This window comes from Alistipes dispar (assembly GCF_006542685.1).
Classification (GTDB): Bacteria; Bacteroidota; Bacteroidia; order Bacteroidales; family Rikenellaceae; genus Alistipes; species Alistipes dispar.
The window spans coordinates 1561143-1582879 of sequence record NZ_AP019736.1 but is presented as its reverse complement, the minus strand read 5'-3'; the positions used below and the strand labels follow the sequence as shown (position 1 = coordinate 1582879).

General features: G+C 62.7%; 10 protein-coding genes. 1 reads left to right on the top strand and 9 read right to left on the bottom strand.

The features are described from left to right. Positions 1–26 precede the first annotated feature (26 nt). Positions 27–1409 (top strand): SGNH/GDSL hydrolase family protein, encoded by a 1383-nt coding sequence (locus FME97_RS06640; protein ID WP_141428457.1) that lies wholly within the window; start codon positions 27–29, stop codon positions 1407–1409. A gap of 416 nt (positions 1410–1825) precedes the next feature. Here the strand turns inward: FME97_RS06640 and FME97_RS06635 are convergent, their stop codons facing one another. The 9 genes from FME97_RS06635 to FME97_RS06595 form a co-directional block, all read right to left on the bottom strand. Then, positions 1826–3112 carry an MFS transporter gene (locus tag FME97_RS06635; RefSeq protein WP_141428456.1) on the bottom strand — a complete coding sequence of 429 codons (1287 nt, stop codon included), beginning with the start codon at positions 3110–3112 and terminating at the stop codon, positions 1826–1828. Positions 3113–3224: 112 nt separating this feature from the next. Then, complete coding sequence (locus FME97_RS06630; protein WP_141428455.1) at positions 3225–7253, bottom strand: two-component regulator propeller domain-containing protein; 4029 nt, start codon at positions 7251–7253, stop codon at positions 3225–3227. Positions 7254–7463: 210 nt separating this feature from the next. Next, the gene (locus FME97_RS06625) at positions 7464–9446 is read right to left on the bottom strand and encodes a sialate O-acetylesterase (RefSeq protein ID WP_141428454.1); all 1983 of its coding nucleotides are present in this window, start codon (positions 9444–9446) and stop codon (positions 7464–7466) included. 82 nt (positions 9447–9528) lie between these two features. After that, entirely contained in the window at positions 9529–10248 is a 720-nt protein-coding gene (locus FME97_RS06620) for a GDSL-type esterase/lipase family protein (protein ID WP_141428453.1), read from the bottom strand. 82 nt (positions 10249–10330) lie between these two features. After that, positions 10331–11773, bottom strand: coding sequence for a sialate O-acetylesterase (locus FME97_RS06615; protein ID WP_141428452.1), 1443 nt, complete (start codon positions 11771–11773; stop codon positions 10331–10333). 4 nt (positions 11774–11777) lie between these two features. Beyond that, entirely contained in the window at positions 11778–14720 is a 2943-nt protein-coding gene (locus FME97_RS06610) for a discoidin domain-containing protein (protein WP_141428451.1), read from the bottom strand. A 194-nt stretch (positions 14721–14914) separates the two neighbouring features. Continuing rightward, entirely contained in the window at positions 14915–16717 is a 1803-nt protein-coding gene (locus FME97_RS06605) for a RagB/SusD family nutrient uptake outer membrane protein (RefSeq protein ID WP_141428450.1), read from the bottom strand. A 21-nt stretch (positions 16718–16738) separates the two neighbouring features. Next, positions 16739–19771, bottom strand: a complete 3033-nt coding sequence (locus FME97_RS06600) for a SusC/RagA family TonB-linked outer membrane protein (protein ID WP_141428449.1) — start codon at positions 19769–19771, stop codon at positions 16739–16741. A 253-nt stretch (positions 19772–20024) separates the two neighbouring features. Beyond that, positions 20025–21698: a GxGYxYP domain-containing protein gene (locus tag FME97_RS06595; protein WP_141428448.1), complete on the bottom strand. Its 1674-nt coding sequence runs from the start codon at positions 21696–21698 to the stop codon at positions 20025–20027. Positions 21699–21737: the final 39 nt, after the last annotated feature.

Here is a 21737-nt window from a genome sequence, read left to right as displayed (position 1 = left end):
ACAAAACCCGAAAAAAGAAAACGGATATGAAAAAAATCGCATGGATTCTGGCGGCCGCCCTGCTGGCGGGCACGGCCGCCCCGGCGCAGACGATCGCGCCGTTCAAGGACGGCGACCGCGTGGTGTACCTGGGCAACAGCATCACCGACGGCGGCCACTACCACTCCTACATCTGGCTCTACTACATGACCCGCTTCCCGGAGATGAACCTCCGCATGTACAACGCGGGCATCGGCGGCGAGACGGCCGGCGGCATGTTCAAACGCCTCGACGGCGACGTGTTCAGCAAGCGCCCGACGGTGCTGACCGTGACCTTCGGCATGAACGACACGGGCTACATGGAGTACAACGGCGACAATCCCGAGGCATTCGGCGAGGCCCGCTACAAGGAGTGCTTCGAGAACTACAAGAAAATGGAGAAGCGCCTCGAAGGGCTCGACGGCGTGCGCGTGGTGATGATCGGCAGCTCGCCCTACGACGAGACGGCCCGTATCGAGGGCAACACGCCCCTGCGCGGCAAGAACGCCGTCATGCAGCGCGTCGTGGAGTTCCAGAAGGCGTCGGCCGACGCCCACGGCTGGGAGTTCATCGACTACAACGCTCCGCTGGTCGAGGTCGGCCGGCAGCAGCAGGCCGTCGATCCGTCGTTCACGCTCACCGGCGGCGACCGCGTGCACCCCGACAACGACGGCCACATGGTGATGGCCTACCTCTTCCTCAAGGCGCAGGGATTCGCCGGCAAGGAGGTGGCCGACATCCGCATCGACGCCGCGAAGGGCGAGGTGCTCGAAAGCGCGAACTGCAAGATCTCGAACCTCCGCAAATACGGCCGCGACCTTTCGTTCGACTACCTGGCCAACTCGCTGCCCTATCCGATGGACACCGTGGCCCACGGCTGGGGCATGAAGCGCGGACAGGCCAATGCCGCGAAGCTGGTTCCCTTCGTCGAGGAGATGAACCGCGAGATGCTCACCGTGAAGGGCCTCAAAGGCAACTACTCCGTGCTGATCGACGGCGAGAAGATCGGCACGTGGAGCGCCGGGGAGCTCGCCGAGGGCATCAACCTCGCCGAAATCGTATGGACCCCGCAGTACCAGCAGGCGCTCGCCGTGATGCACCTGAACGAGTACCGCTGGGAGATCGAGCGCAACTTCCGCGACTACGCCTGGATGCAGTACGACTTCTTCCAGGACCACGGGCTGCTCGACGCCAACGACCGCCACGCCGTCGAGGTGCTCGACCGCGAGAAGAGCAAGAACGGCTGGGTGGGCATCCACCGCGAGAACTACTCGAAGCTCATGCACCCCGCCGTCCGCGAGGCGCGCGAAAAGGAGCAGGAGCTGCTCATCGAGCAGATCTACCGGATCAACAAGCCCGTCGTGCGGAAGATCGAGCTGCACAGGAACTGATCCTCTCCCGCAGGGACGACAACCCCGAAACCCCCGGAAATGCACCGTGCATTTCCGGGGGTTTCCTTATGAGCGACGCGCACCCCGAAGCGTCCGGAAGCGGCGCAGCGACCGCATCTCCGTTCCCGGCCCGTTTCCACGCGCCAGGAGGGACACGGCGGGAACAGCGGAAAAACCCTCCGCAGAAACACCGGGAACCGTCCATACAATGCCAGCCACCCCAAAAAGCGCCGCGCAGAAAAAGCTTACGCCCGAAGCGTGCCGCCCGGAAAAAAGCGCAGGATTCCGCGAAAAAAGCCGCAAAAAAAGGACGCCGGCTGCCTCACGGCGCTGGCGTCCCAACCAAAACCAAATTACTTGTTGCCTTGCATCGGGGCGGCGGGCTGCGCCGTCCCCTCCGCGATCGCCGGCCGTCCCTACTTGCGTTCGAGACGGTCGAGCGATTGGGTGATGTCCCGCGAGATCGAGATCGAGATCAGCTGGATGGCCCCGATGATGAGGAGCGCATAGCGGATCGCGAAGGTATCCGACAGACATATGGTCAATGCGATGAAGAGTCCGCAACCGAAGAACCGGCCCAGGTAGAGGGCGAATTCGTGGATGAAGATATAGGCATAGGAGTTGCGGTTCTCCTTCCGGCTCACGTAGTCGATCACACGCAACTGGATCGGGAAATAACCCAGGTCCATGAGCGGGCGTCCCAGCACGAGGCAGAGCATGAAGACGATCACGCCCGTCGCCGAGTAGAGCACGGCGTTGAAGGCGCCGCCCAGCGCGAAAAGCAGCAGACCCGCCGAGAAGATCGCCACGCGGTGACGCGACGAGGTGAAACGGCCCAGCAGGTAGAGCAGCACGGCCGACACCAGCGCACCGATCGACTGCAACGTCCCGAGCGTCGTCTCGTTGCCCACGAGCGTCATCACGAGCATCGAGGGCGCCGTGACGATGTAGCCCTGCGCGATGCCCTTCAGCACGGCCAGCCGCATCATCTTGTTCCACAGCCTGTCGAAGCGGAAGTAAACGAACCGCTCCCTGGCCGGGCTGGCGAAACGGCCGCGGCAGACCACCGCCGAGGCGACGATCGTCAGCACGAAGACGAACACCGTCACCAGCTTGTAGGCGAAGTTGATATTGCCCGCGAACCAGCCGTGGTCGGCCGTCGCGCCCAGAAACGCGCCGATCATGCCCGGTACGACGACGCTGGCCACCGTATTGAAGAAGCTCTCCAGACCGTAATAGTAGTTGCGGTTGCCGTCGTCCGTCGAACTCAGGGCCAGGAAGTCGCGGTTGGCCCAGAAGAAGCCGTAGGAGAGGCCCATGATAAGCCCCGCGACGATGATTCCGCCCAGCGCGAGCGTCTCGAGCGACATCATCACGGCCATCGACACGCCGCTGAGCAGCATGCCGAACGAATAGAGGTGCGTGATCCGGACGTGCCGCATCAGGAATCCGTTGAAAAAGAACGTAAGGGGGATGCCCGTATAGACGGCCAGCTGGTAACCCACGACGTAGGCCAGCTCCGAACTGTTGCGCATGATATACGTGCCGACGAAAAGCTCCACGACGGGCAGCACGAATGCGTAGAGCATGTTCGTCAGGAGCAGGACCCGCATGTTGAACGGGTAGGTGCCGAAGTGTCTGATTTCCGAAAAGGCCCGGCTGAAGATACCGCCTTTCGGGCCTGCGACGGTCGTTTCTTTCATGTCAGTAGCTGGTAGTATTGCTCTGCAAAGATAGCCCCCGAGGGGGATCGCAGAGTATACTATTGTACCCGAAACGTATCTTCCGCCGGGGGAAAGCGGCTTTTGGGAGCGATCAGCGCTCCTTTTCGCGCATCTCCTTCGGCGACATGCGGTACACTTTGGCGAATTCGCGGTAGAAGTAGGACTTGTTGTTGAAGCCCGAACAGAACATGATCTCCTGGATCGTCATGCCGGTCGTCCGCAGCAGGTGCGTGGCGTGCTTGAGCTTCACCGAACGGATATACTCGCTCGGCGTCATCTGCGTAATCTCCTTGATCTTGCGGTAAAGCCCCATGCGGCTCACGCACATCTTGTCGCAAAGGAAGTTCAGCGACAGGTTCTCGTCCACGAGGTTCTCCTCAATCGTCCGCGTGAGCTGCACGATGAACTTCTTGTCGTCGGCGTCGATCGTGCTGCCCTCGTAAACGTCCGAGGTGGAGATCGCCGAGTTGTAGTAGTTGCGCAGCGACTGCCGGTCGGTCAGAATCCGGTGCACCACGGCCAGCAGGTGCTTGGGATGGAACGGCTTGGAGATGTACGCCTCGCCGCCCAGCTCGTAGCCGTGTATCTCCTGCTCCACGTCGGTCTTGAACGTGAGGAAGACGAACGGAATGTAACGCGTGATCTCGTTCTCCTTGAGGTAGCGCAACAGCCCGAGGCCGTCGAGGTTCGGCATGCTGATATCGCTGATGATCAGGTCCGGACGCCGCCGCTTGAGGATGTCGATCGCCTCCACGCCGTCGGCGGCCCGCAGCACGGTGTACGCGCCGCCCAGAATCTCGCCGATCAGGTCGCGTATCTGCTCCTCGTCGTCCACCACCAGGATCACGGCCCTGTCCCCCTCGTCGTGCGGCTGCGCCTCGGTCCGCGTTTCCTCCTCCGCCTCGGGAAGCGGCACGCCGGCTCCCGCCTGCGCCTCCGTCCCCACGATCCGGTCGCGGCTCACCTCGGGCAGCGACAGCGTGAAGGTCGTGCTTTCGCCCGTCTTGCTGACGACCGCGATCTCGCCCGAGAGCGTCTTGGCCAGACTCTGCGCCAGCGCCAGCCCGATTCCGTTGCGCATGATGCGCCCCTCGTGGGCCGAACGCTCGAAATTGTCGAGAATCTCGAACCGGTTGAAGACATTCGCGATGTCCTCGGGCTTGATGCCCTTGCCCGAATTGGCGATGCGGAACGTCGTCCGCCCCCGTTCGCGGAGCAGCGTCATTTCGATCCAGCCGCCGGCGGGCGTGTATTTGTAGGCGTTGGAGACGAGGTTGTAGAGAATCTTCTCCAGCGCATCGCGGTCGCTCACGATCACGACGTCGGCCTCGGGGAGCGACATGCGCAGGTCGATGCGGCGCTGCCCGTTCACTTCGTTGAAGTTGTCGGCGATCGAGGAGAGCAGCTCCGAGACATTGACCTCGGCGTAACGCGGTTCGTAATGGCCCGTATCCACCCGGCGGAAGTCCATCAGTTCGCCGATCAGGCGCTGCATCCGCGCGGCGTTGTTCTTGACGATGCGCACGTGGCGGGCGACGTCGGGAGAGAGCGTGTAGCTGCTCAGCAACTGCTCGCCCGAGCCGTAGATCAGCGTCAGGGGCGTGCAGAACTCGTGGGCGACGGAGGTGAAGAAGCGGAGCTTCGCCTCGTAGCTGTCGCTCTGCTGCCGGCGGGTCATCGACTCGATCAGGAGCCGCCGCCGCTGCTCGATGCGCTCGTTGGCGATGAAATAGATCGCGTAAACGGCCCCGGCGGCCAGCAGCAGGTAGATCACATAGGCCCCCGTCGTGTTCCACCACGGCGGCCGAACGCGGATGCGCAGCGACGCCACGCGGTCGCCCCAGACCTTGTCGCCGTTGGTCGCCCGCACCGAGAACTCGTAGGAGCCCGGCGGCACGTTGGTGAACACGGCCGTATTGTCCGTTCCGGCATAGACCCAGTCGTCGTCGAATCCCCTGAGGATATAGGCATACTCGCAGCTCTCGTTGCGGATATACTCCAGCGCCGAGAACTGGATGCTGAAGAAGTTCTCGCCGTGCGAGAGGACGATCTCCCTGTCGGCGCGGAAATCGGAGAGCGGCCGCTGCCGGACCGAGAACGAATTGATGAGCACGGGCGGCGCATAGCTCCGCATGCGGATATTGTCCGGATCGAAGCGGTTGAAGCCGTCCACGCCGCCGAAGTACATCTTCCCGTCGCGGCCGCGGTAGTAGGCGCCGTCGGAGAACTCGTTGTTCTGCAACGCCTTGAACTTGTAGTAGCCGACGACCTGCCCCGACACGGGATCGAGGCGCGCCAGCCCCTTGTTGGTGCTCAGCCACAGCAGGCCCGCATCGTCCTCCAGGATGCCGTGTATCGTGTTGTTCGGCAGCCCCTCCTTCTCGGTGTAGCGTTCGAAGCCGATCCCGCCGTCCGCGTCGCGGCAGAGGCGGTTCAGTCCGTAGCCGGTCCCGACCCAGAGGGTCGAGTCGCGGCCCGTGTAGAGCGAGAGTATGTCGTTGCTGCTGATCGGCCGGTCGCCCGAAGAGGTCGTATAGCGGGCGAAACGGCCGCTGCGGGGATCGAACAGATTCAGCCCCCCGCCGCGCGTACCGACCCACAGCCTGCCGTCGCCGGCCGGGGCGATCGAGAAGACGACGTTGTTGCCCAGCGACGTGTCGTCGGATTTGTCATTGACGTAGATGCGCTGCTCGCGGATCGTGTAGCGGCCGTCGTCGGAGCGGTCGAGCCGCAGGCCGACCAATCCGTAGCCGTTCGTCCCGAGCCAGAGCATCCCGTTCGCCGGATCGCGCCGGATCGCATAGACCGATCCGAAGCGGGTCCCCTCCAGCGGTTCGATCGGCGAAATGCGCCCCGTCGAGAAGTCGAGCACGTCGATTCCCACGCCGTCGTGCCCGATCAGCATGTCGTTCCCGTACCCCTCGGCCAGCGCATAGACGAACGGGTTGTCCAGCCCGTTCGAACGGTCGTACACCCCGCCCGGCGAACCGTCGGCCCGCAGGACATAGATGCCGTTGCCCTTCGTGGCGACATACATGTCGCCGCGGCCGTCCTCGAAAAACGCCCGGACCGGACTGCTCTTGCCGCCGAATATCCGCCGATTGTCGGTCTTGTTGAACTCGATGTCGTCCTCGTACAGCTCCAGAACGCCCTGCCCGTCGGTCCCGGCCCACAGGATCTGCTGGCTTCCGCCGAGCAGCGACAGGACATTGACGCCCGCAAGCTCCGGCACATCGGCAAACCGCCGCGTCACGGGGTCGTAGAACCGCGCGCCCGAGGCTCCGAACGCGAACACCAGCCGCCCGTCGGGCAGCTCGGCCGCGGCGCACACGCCGTCCTTCGAGGGCGGAGGAGCCTCCGCCAGCGCGGAGACCCCGCCCGTCCGGCGGTCGTAGGCGAAAATCGTCGAATCCGCCGTCGCCGCATAGATCGTCCGGGGGCATTCGAACAGCGCCTCGACGCTCCCGTCGGGGAACAGCTCCTCCGTCTCCCGCACCTCCGGATCGCCCGCCGCCGGGAGGGCGTAGCGCATCCGCACCAGCCGGCCGCAGACCGTATGCAGCAGCAGCGTATTCGGCGCGGGCGCATAGACGCCGCGTATTTCCGAGGAGTTGAAATGCGGGATGTTGAACGCCGCCAGACGCTGCGTCCGGGCGTCGTAACGGGCGATCCCCCACCCCGTAGCGGCACAGAAGACCTCCCCGTCCGGAGAGGCCGCGACCGAGAAGACCCGCTCCCCGGCCGGACCGCTCTGTTCGTACCCCGGATAGAAGCGGTCGATGCGGTCGCGGCGCGTGTCGATGCGGTTGATGCCGTAGTCGGTGGCCACCCAGACGATACCCGCCGCCTCTTCGACGATGTTGCGGATCACGTTGTTCGAGATCGTGTTCGGATTGTCGGGTTCGAACTTGTAGGTGCGGAACCCCGAGCCGTTGTAAACGTTCAGCCCGTCCCACGTGCCGAACCACATGAGCTGCGAGGAGTCCTGGTAGATGCAGGTCACCGAACTGTTCGACAAACCGTTGTCGTTGGTGAGCGCGCCGCGGCGGATCGCTGCGCCGGCGAACGGCGCAGCCGCGAGCGCCGCGCCCAGAAACAGGATAAGAAGCTTTTTCGTCATACGCACGGGCTGGTGCGTACAAAGATAGGACTTTTTCCGGAACCGCACCCCGCATCCGGCGCGGAAAGATACGGAATCGGCCCGAAAAGACGAGGATCGCGGCGGAGCCGTGCCCGCCGCGATCCTGTGCCGCGCGCGAATGGATGCGCCCGGGGCGCACGAAGAGCCCGGAGGTGCGGACCGCGCCGCCCGCACCCCGGGAAAAGACGGTCAGTAACGCTTCGCGTCGTTCGTCCAGTCGTCCGTGCGGAACGGTCCGGCCGGAAGCCCCGCGCCGTTGTAAAGGTTGCAGACGGGATTGTTCGCCCAGGCGTAGCGCACGGCCACGGGGAAGGCCACCTCGTCCGACGATACGACCACCTCGTCGCCCTCGATCACGGCCTTCGCCGCGTGGAAGCGGTGGTCGCCGCCGGCGATCCAGAAGCCCTCGACCGGACCGCCGTCCGCGGTCTTCAGTCCGCCGTCCGTATGCGAGAAACGGATGCGGATCTCGCCGTCGCCCAGCGTGTAGGACTCGAAGAGGGGACCCGAATAGGGAATCCGCTCGCCGTAGGTCTGTGCCCGGGCGATGAGCGAGAGACGCCGCCCCACCTCGGGCTTGTTCTTCGGGTGGATGTCCTCCGCCTCGCCGATGTCGATGATGACGGCCAGCCCCGTATTCTCCAGATTGAGCGTCTCGGCCTGCGCCTCGCGCAGCTCGGCCCACTCCGACTCCTCGGGGCCCTCCTGCGCCTTCATGTAGTTGGCCAGCTGGACGATGTAGAAGGGGAAGTCGTAGCCCCACTGGCGGCGCCAGTCGCGGATCATCAGCGGCAGCAGGTCGCGGTACTGCGCGGCGCGGGCCACGTTGGCCTCGCCCTGATACCAGATCGCGCCGCGGATGCCGTAGCCCACGAGCGGGTGGATCATCGCATTGTAGAGGAACGTCGGATAGTTGGGCTCCGTGGCTGTATTGACCGGCAGCTCGGGCGCCTCGCCCAGCCCCAGGCCGAGCTTGTACTTCCACGCTCCGGCCAGCGGGATGAACTCCTTATCCGAGCGGCGCAGCGCCATGCTGTTCGGATCGCCGTAGATGCCGCCCTTGCCGCCCGTGTCCATCACGCGCACGGCGATCGTCGCCTTGCCCGCCTTGACGAGCGACGCCGGAACCGTATAGCTGCGGAAAGCCATGCAGCCCTCGGTGTGGCCGACCTCCACGCCGTTGAAGTAGGTGAAGTCGTTGTCGTCGATGACGGCCAGATCGAGCTTCAGCTCCTTGCCGGCCCACGACGCGGGAATCTCCACGGTCTTGCGCATCCAGAGGAAGCCGCTGAATCCGTCGAGCCCCTGATCCTGCACGAACCCGGGTGCGGCGATCTCGCGCCAGGCCGTGTCGTCGAACGACGTCTCGACCCAACCGGTCTTACCCTTCTCGAAGGCCGGGTCCACGAGGGCCATCTCGCCGCGCCACGCCTCCATGTCCTCGACGAAGATCCGGTTGCGCGCCTCGGTTGATTCGGGCAGCGTCTTCACCTTCTCGACCCGCTTGCGGAAATAGGGAATGTCCGCGAGCGCACCGCCGCTGGTCCACGCCTCGGCCAGCGTACCGCCCCAGCAGGTCTCGATCAGGCCGACGGGCACGTCGAGGTTCCGGTGCAGCTCCTTGCCGAAGAAATAGCCCGTCGCCGAGAAGTCGGCCACGTTCTCCGCCGAGCAGACCTGCCAGCCGCCGTGGCGCACCTTCGCGTCGGCGAGCGGCGCGGGGCTGGTCGAGTTGTCGATATGCAGCAGACGGATGTTCCGGTAGCCGTCGGCCTCCTTCAGCTCCCGCTCCATGTTCGTCACGCGGTCGGCCACGCGCATCTCCATGTTCGACTGTCCCGAGCAGATCCACACCTCGCCGACGAGGACGTTCTTCAGCTCGACGGGCCTGCCGTCCGAAATCGTCACCGTGTAGGGACCGCCCGCCGAGGGGGTCTCCACGGCCGTCGTCCAGCGGCCCGAGGCATCGGCCGCGGTCTCGTAGCTGCGGCCGTCCCACGAAGTAGTGATCCGCACGGTGCGGCCCGGTGCGGCCTCGCCCCAGAATTTCACGTCGCTCCGCTGTTGCAGCACCATGTTGTCGGTAAAGATGGCGGGCAGCTTCACGTCCGCCAGCAGCCGGAGGGGCAGCAGCCCCGCCAGCAGCAGAAAAATCGGTTTGCAGATTCTCATTGTCTCGAAATTTGACGCCAGGTCGCGCGCGCCGCGCACCGGGGAGCGGTCCCGCCCTCCGGCGCGAAGGCGCGCCGGGGACCTATTCGTAGATGAAATACTTCTTGTTCGTTCCCTGGATCTTGTTGATGGCCGGAACGACGATCCGCTCCATCACCTTGTACCCTTCGCCGTTGGGGTGGCTGCCTTCGGGCGAATACTCGGCGCGCATGGCCTTGTCCTCGCCCACCATCGGAGTAAAGTAATCGACCCACTCCACGCCTTCGGTCGCCTCGGCGTACTCCCTGAGCATCTTGTTCAGCTTCGGGATGATCTTCGCCGGCTCGACCTGCGGCCGCCAGTTGAAATAGGCGGCGGGGGTCACGGAGCAGAGCAGCACCTTGATTCCGTTGAATTTGGCCAGTTCGCACATCGACACGATATTCTGGAAGGTGTTCTCCAGGGCGATATAGCCGTTGTTCATCGCAATGTCGTTCGTTCCGGCGAGGATCGCCACGACCCGGGGACGGAGCTCGATGACATCCTGCCGGAAGCGCACGAGCATCTCCGAGGAGGTCTGCCCGCCGATGCCACGGCACGCGAAGTTGTTCTTCTTGAAGAAGTCGGGATGGTAGTTGAACCACCCCTCGGTGATGGAGTTGCCCATGAAGACCACCTCGGGTTCCACGGTCAGGTTCCTGTTCACCTGGGCGAAGGCACGCAGCCCGGCCCAGTCGCGGTAGAGCATGTCCGAATAGTTCTGCCCCCGCGAAGCGCCCGCCGCAAAGAGGCAGAGCGCGAAAGTCGCAATCAGTTTTTTCATTTCGGTCGTTTGATTTAAGTCCGTTATCTTCTCCGGCCCGGCGGACACGCTCCGTTCCCGGGGCGCGCCCGCCGCACCGGTTCTATTCGTCGAAATCGTCCGTGCGGAACGGAATCACGGGCTGCCCGAAGGCGTCCCACAGATGCCCGATGCTGCAATTCTTGAAGTTGTAGCGCACGTATTTGGGTTCGCCCACGGCATAGGTCGAGACGTAGAGCACCGTGGGATCGGGACGACGACGCTCGGCGCGGGCCGGGTGGAACTTCCCGTCGGCCCCGGCCAGCTCGAAGCCCTCGATCTCGCCCTTGACGAGGAAGCCGCAGTCGCTGCCGTCGAACGACAGCCGCACGACGCCGCCCTCGAGCACCTCCATCGACTTGTAGCGCGGCCCGATCGTCTTGATCGCGTCGCCGTAGCCGTAGTCGCGGCTCAGCGCCCAGTAGGCCAGCCGCTGCGCGATCGGCTCCTTCTGCGAGGGGTGCACGTTCCAGCGTTCGTAGTCGTACACCAGGTCGTTGGTCGAAACCATGCCCACGTTGTCGGTCATCTCCATCACCCGGGCCTGCTGCTCGCGCACCAGCGCGCAGTCCACGTTCTGCTCGCCGTTCTCCACCGGAGCGATCTCGACGTAGTAGAACGGCTTGCGGTCGCCGCCCCACAGGTCGCGCCAATGGTCGATCATCGCCACCATCTTCTCGGCGTAGTAGGTGCTGCGTCCGACGTTCGTGCAGCCCTGATACCAGCAGAAGCCCTTGATGGCGAAGTTGTGCAGCGGGTAGATCATGCCGTTGTAGAGAATCTCGACGGTCGTCATGCCGCTCTGCCCCTCGCGCGTGGGGAGCGACGCGGGGTCGAAATCCCCGAAATGTTTCTGCAGTTCGGCCGGGAACCACGCCTCGATCCACGTGCCGCCGCAACTGCTGTTGATGATCCCCACGGGCACGCCGAGCGCCCGGCGCAGGTTGCGCCCGAAGAGGTAGCCGACGGCGCTGAAGGTCTTCACCGTGGCGGGCGAAGCCTCGCACCAGGCGCCCGTCACGTCCTCGCGCGGCGTGAGGCCGCCGTCGATCTTCACCGAGAAGAGCCTCACGTCGGGATACTGCGCGCTCTCGGCGATGATCTCGAGCGAGTGTTCGATCGGGCAGTCGCGTCCGCCCTGCACGGGAATCTCCATGTTCGACTGGCCCGAGCAGAGCCACACCTCGCCGATCAGCACGTTGCGCAGCACGACCGGTTCGCCGTCGCCGTCGCCGATGCGGATCGTGCGTTTCTCGAACGACGCCGCAGGCGTGCGCAACGTCGTGCACCAGCGGCCTTCGGCGTCGGCCTCCGTCCGCACGGCAGCCCCCCACGAAGGGGCCACCCGCACCTCCGAACCCGGGGCCGCCCAGCCCCAGACCTTCACGTCCGTCGCCTGTTGCAGCACCATGTTGTCGCCCACGACGGCCGGGAGCCGGACTTTCGCCCCGGCAGGCGTCCATGCCGCCGCGAGCAGCACGGAAAACAATAACCAGAAACGTCTCATCGTATCAATCGTTATAGGGTCTCGCTATCACGCGGCACGCGTCCTCCCCGAGCAGCGCGGCGTCGAACTCGGTCGTCACCGTCCGCCTCTCGCCCGGCAGGAGCGTGAAATAGTTGTCGTCCATGACGGCGGGCAGCAGTTGTTCGCCCGTCGAGGCGTAGGTCGGCATGACGCGCACGGCGAAAGCCACGCCGCGGCCGCGGTTCGTCACCGTCGTCCGGACGATGCGCTTCGCGCCGACGGTCTCCTCCTTCGAGCGCACGTCGAGCCGCGCAGGCTCCAGGCCGTCGAGCGCGCGGTAGTCGCCCAGCCGGTTCGAACGCCAGTAGAAATTCTCCGACAGCAGCTTCCCGGCGGCGTCCGTCAGCCGCAGCCGGATGAAGTGCACGGGCGAGAGCCCGGCCGGTTCCGCCTCCGTGTCGTAGAGCTCGATCTCGTACAGCGCCATCTTGCGGCCCGGCTGCCAGCTCTTCACGTCGAGCACCTTGACGTAGCGCGCCGTCACGGGTTCGATCGTGATCTCGTCGATGGGCGAAGAGCCCTTGTCGCCGACATGGACCGTCCGCCAGGTTTCGGCATCGTCCGAGACGAGCACGTCGTACCGTGCGGCCACCTCGCTCTCCCACGACAGCACGATCGTCGAGAAACGGGTCGGAGCGCCCAGATCGACATAGACCCATTCCCCTTCGCCTCCGGTGGCCGACCACGCCGACCCCGTATTGCCGTCCGTGACCGCCTCGGCGGCGTGGTAATCCGTCACGCCGGACGACGAACAGACGGCCCGCTTGCCGCGCGCGAGGTTTCCGTCAGCCGGCAGAGGAAGCCGCAGCGCCTCCACAGCGCTGTTCGGATGCACCGTGAGGGTCGCCTCGCGCGAATAACGCTTCACTTCGCGCCCCTCCATGTCGTAAACCGTCGCCGTGACGTGCGCCCCTTCGTAGCCGCGCAGCGTGGCATTGACCGCCTTCACCGTATTGTCGGCATAGCTCCACTGCACGTGCACCGGCTCGCACGCCTTGCGCACGCCCCAGTACGCGCCGTTGAGGTCGTAATAGTAATCGTAGGTCTGCCATACGAACGACGGATAGGCCGACTGGCTCATCCACGTCAGCACGCCCGTGGCGTCGTTCCACATGTGGTGCTGCCACCCTTCGTACATGGCCTTGTTGGCCTCGATATTGAGCAACTGGGCCTTGCGGCAGAAATCCTCCGTGCCGGACGCCTTTCCGTAGTTGTACTCCACGGTGGCGAAATAGCGGTCGGGCCGCGAGTTGAACGACGAACGGCCGAAGAAGTGCTTGTCGAGCATCTCCTGCGACATGGGCCAGCGGTCGGGGTCGGGCATGAACTTCCTGTAACTCTCGTAGTTGGTGAAGACCGCCGTGCCGATCTCCGTGCGGAAGCCCCACCCGTCGAGCTTGTGCTCGCCGAATCCCGAAGGATAGGCCGTGAAGTACCAGATCGGGTGCGCGTTGGTCCACGGGCCGCTGCCCGAAAAGCCGTATTCGCGCGAAATGGGCTGATACCAGCGGTCGCCGCCGTCGAAGGTCCGCACGTCCTCGCGCAGCCACTCGTTCAGCGGCGCCAGGGGCACGCCCTCGTTGTCGCCGCACCAGACGGCGATCGACGGGTGGTTGCGCAGCCGCTTGATCTTCTCCACGGCGTTGCGGTTGAAGGCGAAGAGGTCGTCGGGCAGGTTGGGGTGCGAGTTGAGCCAGAAATCGTCCCATACCATGATGCCGTAGCGGTCGCACGCCTCGTAGAACTCCTCGTCGGTGGTCGAACCGATCCAGTTGCGGATCATGTTGTAGTTCATCTCGCGGTGCAGCCGGACCTTCAGGTCGTACTCCCCGCCGCGGCAGCGGAGCAGCCATTCGCTCATGCCCCAGTTTCCGCCCTTGCAGAAGATGCGCTCGCCGTTCACCGAGAGCCGGAAGACTCCCTCCGCGAAGTCGTAGGAGTACTCGCGGATGCCGAACGTCACCGTCCGGCGGTCGGAGACCTCGCCGCCGACCTCGCAAGTCAGCTCGCACGTGTAGAGGTTCGGGTCGCCGTAACCGTTGGGCCACCACAGCGCCGGATCGGCGATCTTCAGTTGCGGGAACTCGCGGGGATGCACGCCCACGGCGCGCTGCTGCCCGGCGTCGATCCGGAACGGCTTCTCGAAGACGATCTCCCCGGGACGGATCACGCCCCGGAGCACGCCCTGCACCGTCTCGTCCGAATGGTTGCAGAGCTCGGTCTCGAGCGACACGATGCCCTCGCCCTTCGAGGGGACTTTCGTCCGTATCCACGGATCGACGATCGAAACGCCGCCCGAGGTCTCGAACCACACGTCGTCCGTGATGCCGTTCAGCAGGCCGGGGACATAGGGCATCCAGTCCCATCCGGCACTCGAAATATAGGTCGGACTGGCATGGTTGGCGATCGGCGTCTTCGGGGCACGGACCAGCACGGCCAGCACGTTCTTCCGCCCGTCGCGGCGGAGCAGCTCCGTCACCTCGAACCGCCCGCGGTCCATGAATCCGTCGAGACCGCCCAGCCGTTCGCCGTTGAAATAGACCTCGGCACGGCGGTTCGCCCCCTCGAAGCAGAGCCAGCAGTGCCCGCCCGCCGGAAGCTCCTCGGTAGCCAGTTCGGTCCGATACCAGAAATTCCGGTCGTATTTCTTCCGGTCCGCCCGGTAGGCGTTGTCGCCGAAGTTCGGGTCGGGCTCGATTCCCGCCTCGACATAGGAGGTGAACACGGCTCCGGGGACGACGGCCGGAATCCACTCCGACACGTCGTATCCGGCCTCCATCATGGCCCGTGCGTCGCGCACCTCGTCCTGGGGCAGCAGCCTCCAGCCGGCCACCCCGCCGTCGCTGTCGAGCGACGTCCGCTCCACGGCGGCCGGCAGACGGAAAGCCGCCGACAGCATCGCCGCGATCAATACGATTCTTTTCATTCGTTCGGTTGTATTTTCAGGTTTCGGCTCCGCCCCGGACCGTATGTCCGGACCGCGAAGCCCTTCGTACCCGGGAACCGGTTCAATGATTCCCGGATTTCGGAAAATCCGGCGACGGCCATGTGAAAACAGGATCGCTCCACCGCCATCGCCGGATCGTCATGCCGTTCCGGAACCTCCGGAACCGCTATCCGTTACCAACCGGTATTCTGGTCCAGGTTGGGGTTCTGCGTCGTCTCGGCGTACGGGAACGGGAAGAGATAAAGACGGTCGTTCCACGAACCGCGCACGGACAGCGGGTCGTAACGCACCTCGTAGTTGCTGACATCCAGCGGATCGTCCGTGCGCACATTCTTATCCTTCATTCCGAGCAGCCAGACGCACTCGTTGCCCCAGTGCTCGCTCACGCCCTTGTCCGAAGTATCGGTGATGAAATCCTTGTAATCGCCCCAGCGGATCAGGTCCACATAGCGGTCGCAGTCGTCGAGCCAGAGTTCGAAACGGCGCTCGGCCTTGATACCGTATTCCTCGTTGTCCATATCCAGCGCAGGAGCAGGTGTCAGTCCGGCACGCTGGCGCACCTTGTTCAGCGCCTCCAAACCGGTGATATTCGCCGTACCTTCGCCCGACATGCAGCATGCCTCGGCGTACATCAGCAGCACGTCGGCATAACGCATCAGCGGGAAGTTGGTCGTATTGCCGTTCGTCTGGCCGGAAGCGAAACGCTCGGGGACCACATCGTCCACGAAATCGTAGTATTTCATGCGGAAATAGCCCTCGTTCTCGAACAGGCCGCTCGACATGACGCCGCGGGCGCTCTCGCTCAGATAGGGGAAATCGTGGTACACCTCGCTGTAAGTGGCGACGTTCGCACGACGGCGGATGCTGTTGCCGTCATGTCTTGCGAAAGCCTGCGCGAAGGTCTTCGTGGGGTTGATGAACCCCCAGCCGTCGGAAGCGGTGGTGGTATTGCCCGGCAGATTCACCTCGTCCTTGCGCCAGTTCATGTAGGCACGGAACCAGTAAGGTTCGGTGTTGGCGATCGTCGTGGCATCGCCGTCTATATCCAGCTCGAGCAGGAACTCGTCGCAGAAGTCGGCCTCGGCGCGGTAGAGCGTCAGATACTCGTATTCTTCATTGCCGTCCTTCCACGTATCCGCATTGTTCGATTTGGCGAGCTCCATATTCACGCCGTAGCTCGACGGACCCATGGTCGCGGTCTTGGTCCAAAGTTCGTACTTGCCCGAGTTGATGACCTTGGCCAATTCGATCTTGGCGTTCTCGTAATCGTTCCGCCACATATAGCCCTGCGCCATATAAGCGTAGCAAGCCTCCTTGGTCCAACGGCCGCCGATCGCCTTCTGGCCGCCCAGACCGCTCTTCGAAGGAAGCACGGCCTGAGCCTCGTCGAACTGCTGCATGATCCACTTCCAGTTCTCTTCGGGGTCCGAGTTGCCGGGGTAGAACGAATACTTGTCTCCGTCGAGCACATGCTCCACCAACGGAGCCGAACCCCAGAGCTGGGTCAGACGCATCATCGCCCACGCGCGCCAGGCCTTCGCCTCGGCGATCACGCGCTTGCGCTCGTCGGAACCGTCGTTGAGCTGGTCCACGATGCGGTTGCACTTATACATGATCTTGTAGAACCGGGTGTACATCTCCTTGTAGGCGTTGTTCTCCGAGTCGTCGATCATGGCCGACATACGATGGTAGTCCGTACCGTCGTTCGGGCCCGAACCGCCCGGCCAGCACTCGGCCGTCTTGGCCGAAGTGGTTGCTATGTAATGCACGCCCCAGTCGCCCATCATCAGGTATTTGACCGTGACGTAAACGTTTGCGATCAACTGCTGCGCCGTGGCATCGTCCGCTTCCGCATAGGTCTTGTCCACCTCGATAGCTCCGAGCTGTTCCACGTCATCGAGACGCGCCTGGGAGCAGGAGGTCACCATCATCGCCCCGGCAAGCAGACCGGCCAACGCTATAATATGCTTTTTCATGGTAGTCGTAATGTTTTTAGGTTAGAACGAAAGGTTTGCGCCGAACGTCAGAGTCTTCGGAGTCGGGTAATCACCGTAGTCCATACCGATCGCGGAAGTAGCGCTGACAGCCTCCGGATCCATACCCCAATAAGAAGAGATGCAGAAGAAGTTGTCGAGCGAAACATATACGCGCAGGCGCGAAATGGCGATCTTCTTCGTAATCGAGGACGGCAGCGTGTATCCCAGCTGGATCTGTTTGATCTTGAAGTAGGAACCGCTCTTGAGCCACATGCTCGAATCGCCGGCATACTTGTCGCCGATCGGATCGGGATGCGGATATTTGGCCTTAGCTCCCATCACGTCCCACGACTCTGTCCAGAGTACGGAGGGTTTGTTGGCGGCAGGCGTATTGCGGGCGGCGCTGAGCATCAGCTCGCCGCCGTAGCTGCCGCTGCCGAATACGGTCAGATCGAAGCCCTTGTAAGCGGCATTGAGGGTGATGCCGTAGGTAAAGTCGGGAATAGCCGATCCCAGGTACACTTTGTCCTTGTCGTCGATCGTGCCGTTTTCATCCTTGTCGTAATAGATGGCGCTGCCGTCCTCTTTATCGACGCCGAGGTATTTCCAACCGTAATAGCTCCACATCGGCTGGCCCTTGTCAAAAGCGACGATACCGTCCAGAATACGGGGTCCCTCCAGTTTCTTCACTTCGCTGTTGATCGTCGCAAGGTTCGCATTGACTCCGTAAGAGAATTCGCCGGCCTGATCCTGCCAGCCGAGCTCGAATTCGAAACCGTGGTTGTTCACCTTACCCACATTCTTAGCCATGCTCGTGGTTCCCGTCGAAAGCGGGGGAGTCAGGATAACGAGCTGATCCACGGTATTCTTGTTGTAGAAGTCCATACCGAAGGTCAGTCGGTTGTTCAGGAAGCGCGCATCGACTCCGACATCGACCTGCCGGGCCGTCTCCCACTTCAGGTCTTTGTTGGCCAGTACATCCGAAGGATAAATGGTGGTAATCAACTGACCGTTCATCGGATAGTACTCGCCCACGTTCATCGACGACAGATAGGGGAAACCGGACAATGTCCGTATATTGCCGTTAATACCGTAGGATGCACGAAGTTTCAGGAACGAAAGGCTCTTGGGGTCGATATCGCGCATGAAAGGCTCGTTCGAAATGGTCCAGCCGGCCGATACCGAGGGGAAGTAGCCCCAGCGGGCCTTCTTGTCCAGTTTGGACCGGTCGAAAGCATCGGCGCGGAAATTGACCATGATATTGTAACGGTCGTCGAACGTATAGCCGATACGACCGAAATAGCTGATGCTGGAGGATTCGCCGACCTTGCCGCCCACACCCTTCGTCGCATCGGCCGAAGCATAGTCGAGGTGATGGAAGTTATCGGCATCGTTCGTCAGTCCGTTGGTCGAACCCGAAGTGTAGTTGCTCCACTCGTACTGATAGGCCATACCGACCATCGCACTGATCGCATGCTTGCCGAACGTACGGTTGTAGTTGGCGAAGTTCTCCCACATGTAGAACCGGTTCATCGTGGTCTTACCCTCCAATTGCAGATTCGTACGCGACGATACGGCCATGTAGGTCGGTTCTCCGTAGAAACTGTAATTGGTCGATTCGAGCCGGTAGCCGACACGCGAAGTGACGGTAAGGCCCTTGACGGGAGTGAGAATCAGCGACGAAGTGCCGCGCAGAGCGAAATCCTTATGATTTCCCGTATTGCTGTAATAGTGCGTCAGCGGGCTGGTAGCATCCTTGGCGGCGAAGGGAACGGCCACATAGTCCCCGTTCCCGTTCTTCATGAACAGATCGTCGCCCTGCTGTGCGATGAGTTCGGTCATATACGCAGGCAGATTGTCCTTGTCGTAGAAAGCGGGCAGCAGCGGGTCCATACCGTAGGGGTTGATCGCCTGATTGCCCGTACCCACGCCGTCGGTCTGTTTCTGATAACGCGAACTCTCGATCGTATTGTTGGTCGTGAAGGTCAGCCACTTCTTGATCTTGTAGTCGCCGTTGAGCTGGAAGGTGATGCGTTTCATCCAGTCCTTGTCGCCGTAATACATACCGTCGTTGTCCATATACGACAGCGAAGCGTACACCGATCCGTTGTCGTTGGCCGTTTCGATTCCGGCCGTATGGCGCTGGAACGAACCATTGTCTCCGTAGAGCACGTCGAACCAGTCGGTATCGGTCTTGCCGTCCCACGGAGTGAGCACCTGGCTGTTTCCGGCCGCCGTCTGATAGGCCACATACTGCTCGGCGTTCATCAGATCGGCCTTGCGGGCCAGCGAGGTGATGCCGTAGGTGAAATCGTAGAAAATGCGGCCCTCGCCCTTCTTGCCCTTCTTGGTCGTGATGAGAATGACACCGTTACCGGCCTCGACACCGTAGATGGCGGCCGAAGCGCCGTCCTTGAGGATCTCCATCGACTCGATCGACGAGGGATCCAGGTAGGAAATGTCCGAAACTTTCAGACCGTCCACCACATACAGCGGCTCCGAAGCACCCGAGTTGTTCGACGAGAAACCGCGGATACGGATCGAAGGAGACGAACCCGGAGCGGCCGACGAGGAGAGCACCTGCACGCCCGGAGCCTTGCCCTGCAACGCCTGCTGCGCATTCTCGACCGAACGCGACTGGAAGACGTCTTCCTTGATCGAAGTGATCGACCCCGTCACGTCGCTCTTACGCTGCACGCCGTAACCGATCACCACCACATCGTCGAGCAGTTGCGTATCCTCTTCCAGCGTGATCGTGATGGATGTTTTCGCCCCGAGGGGGGGGGTAGTGAGGGTTTTGTAACCGATGAAGGAGACCGTAAGGCTCGCGTTCTCCTTCACCCCGTCGAGCGAGAACGAGCCGTCCACCCCCGTCGAGGTTCCTTTCGTCGTTCCTTCGACGACTACGGCCGCGCCGATCACGGGATTGCCCTGCTTATCGACGACGGTTCCCGTCAGATTGCGGGTCTGAGCAACAGCCCGGCTGCCTGCGAACGGAACCGCAAGCACCGCTATCACTGCTGCAAAAGCCAATTTCAGTAAGCTTTTTTTCATAGCATTTTTTAATCGTTAAGAAGTTTGATCGGTTGTCATTTCAGGGTCGCGCAAGAACACTGTGTCCCGCGGACCGGTCGGTGGTCTGTTTTCCTTGATTTTTCCGGAGTTTCGTTTTTGTCGGTTTCAGGTTGTTATTTTGTCGTTTGCCTCGGTTTCGCGGATCGCGGCCTGCGCAGGCCGGGGATGTCCGATCGTTCCGGTGCGCCCGTCGTGCGGGCACACCGGAACGGAATCGGCCGTTTTTACGGATCTACTTGATCGGAAGTCCTTTGTAGGCGCGGTAGGTGGCGGCCAGATCGGCCGTGCGCACGAAGACGTACTTGCGGCCGTCGTTGCGCGACTCGAGGTACTTCTTCACCTCCGTGGCATAGGTCGCAGCGTCCTCGCTGGCCGTCCCGATCATCACCGAGAGGAAGTACGGCTCCCCTTCGGGCGTGCGGGCCAGCGCCTTGTCGAGGTACTCGGGACGCGAGTTGGTCGTGCCGATATGGAAGGTATTGCCGTCCATGTGGTACTCGTGCGACTCGATGCCGCGCCAGTCCGTGCCGGCATAACCGCCCTCGACGCAGTAGGGCTGTACGTTCCAGGCCACCGACTCGCCGTCGATCATCTGCTTCATGGTCAGAATGCCTGCCTGGTCGAGGTAGTGGCGCGTCAGCGCGCAGTAGAACGAGAAGCCGCTGTAACGGTCCGTGTTGGGCGAGCCGTCGCCCATCATGGCGGCCATCTCCTGTCCGGCCTCCTTGAGCACCTTGTCGTACCACGTGAAGACGCGCGGCGCGAGATCGACGATGCCCGGATTGATGACCCACGTCAGGGGCACGTCGCCGAAGTGCTCCGACTCCTCGATCGTATAGGGCTCATAGATCATCGTATGCAGCAGGTTGTCGCCGTCGGCCACCAGCATCGCCACATAGGTCGTGTTGGGATCGGCCTCGTAGGCCTTCGGCTCGATGGGCGTGCCCTGCACCGAGGGGAACGACGACATGACGGTCATGTTCTCCACCGAGATGAAGGGAATCATCACGTAGCCGTAGTCGGCGAAGAGCTTGTCGGCCTTCAGCTCGTCGGTCCAGCCCATGATCTGCGTGCCGGCGGGGTAACGCTTCACGATGTTCTCGTAGTAGTGGCACTCCTCGGGAATCTGGATGTCGAGGAAGTAGGTGAACAGGCGGTTGGCCACCACGTAGTCCTTGTTGGCGGCGCCCCAGCTCTCCTCGAAGTCGAGGGTCATGTGCGACCAGGTGAAGGCCACGTCGTGGCAGGCCGAGTCGAAGTAGTTCTCCACGAGCCAGTCCACGCACTCGATGTTGCTGCGGAACTTGCCGCGCAGGTCCTGGATCACGGGGAATCCGTAGGGTTTCACCTGCTCGTAGAGCGCCGGCGAGACGATCAGGCCGTCGGTCTGCGCGGCGATCGTCGTCGCGGCCTCGATCGTGGCCTGCACGAGATTCGGGTCGTAGATGACCACGCCCTTGATCTTGTCCTTGTAACGCTCCACCATCGCCGTGAAAGCGGGGTTGGTCTTCGTCTTGTCCAGCGTCAGCGTCTCCTGCGGGATGTCCGTCAGCACGCGGTCGAGCCAGAACTGCCCCATCTGCGCCATCGCCGTCGGGCCGATCTTCCAGCCGCCGTGGTTATCCTTGCAGCGGCTGTTCATCACGTACACCTTCTGTTCGCTGTCGCGATTGACGATGCCCTGCAAGCCGATGGCCGCCACCTGGCCTTCGATATTGTCGTTCTGAAGGTCCACCACCACGAGCGATCGGGTCGGGGTCTTCACCTTGGGATAGAGACGGTTGGTCAGATCGACGTCGAGCGCCGTCGAACGGACGCCGCCGCAGCACGCATCGCCGCCCTGGCAGCCGGCCAGCGCCAGCAGGCAAAGCAGCGAACCGAAGCAGTGAGTCAGAGAGCTTTTCATTGGTTTTAAGTCGGTTAATGGATTATTGATTATTGTTTG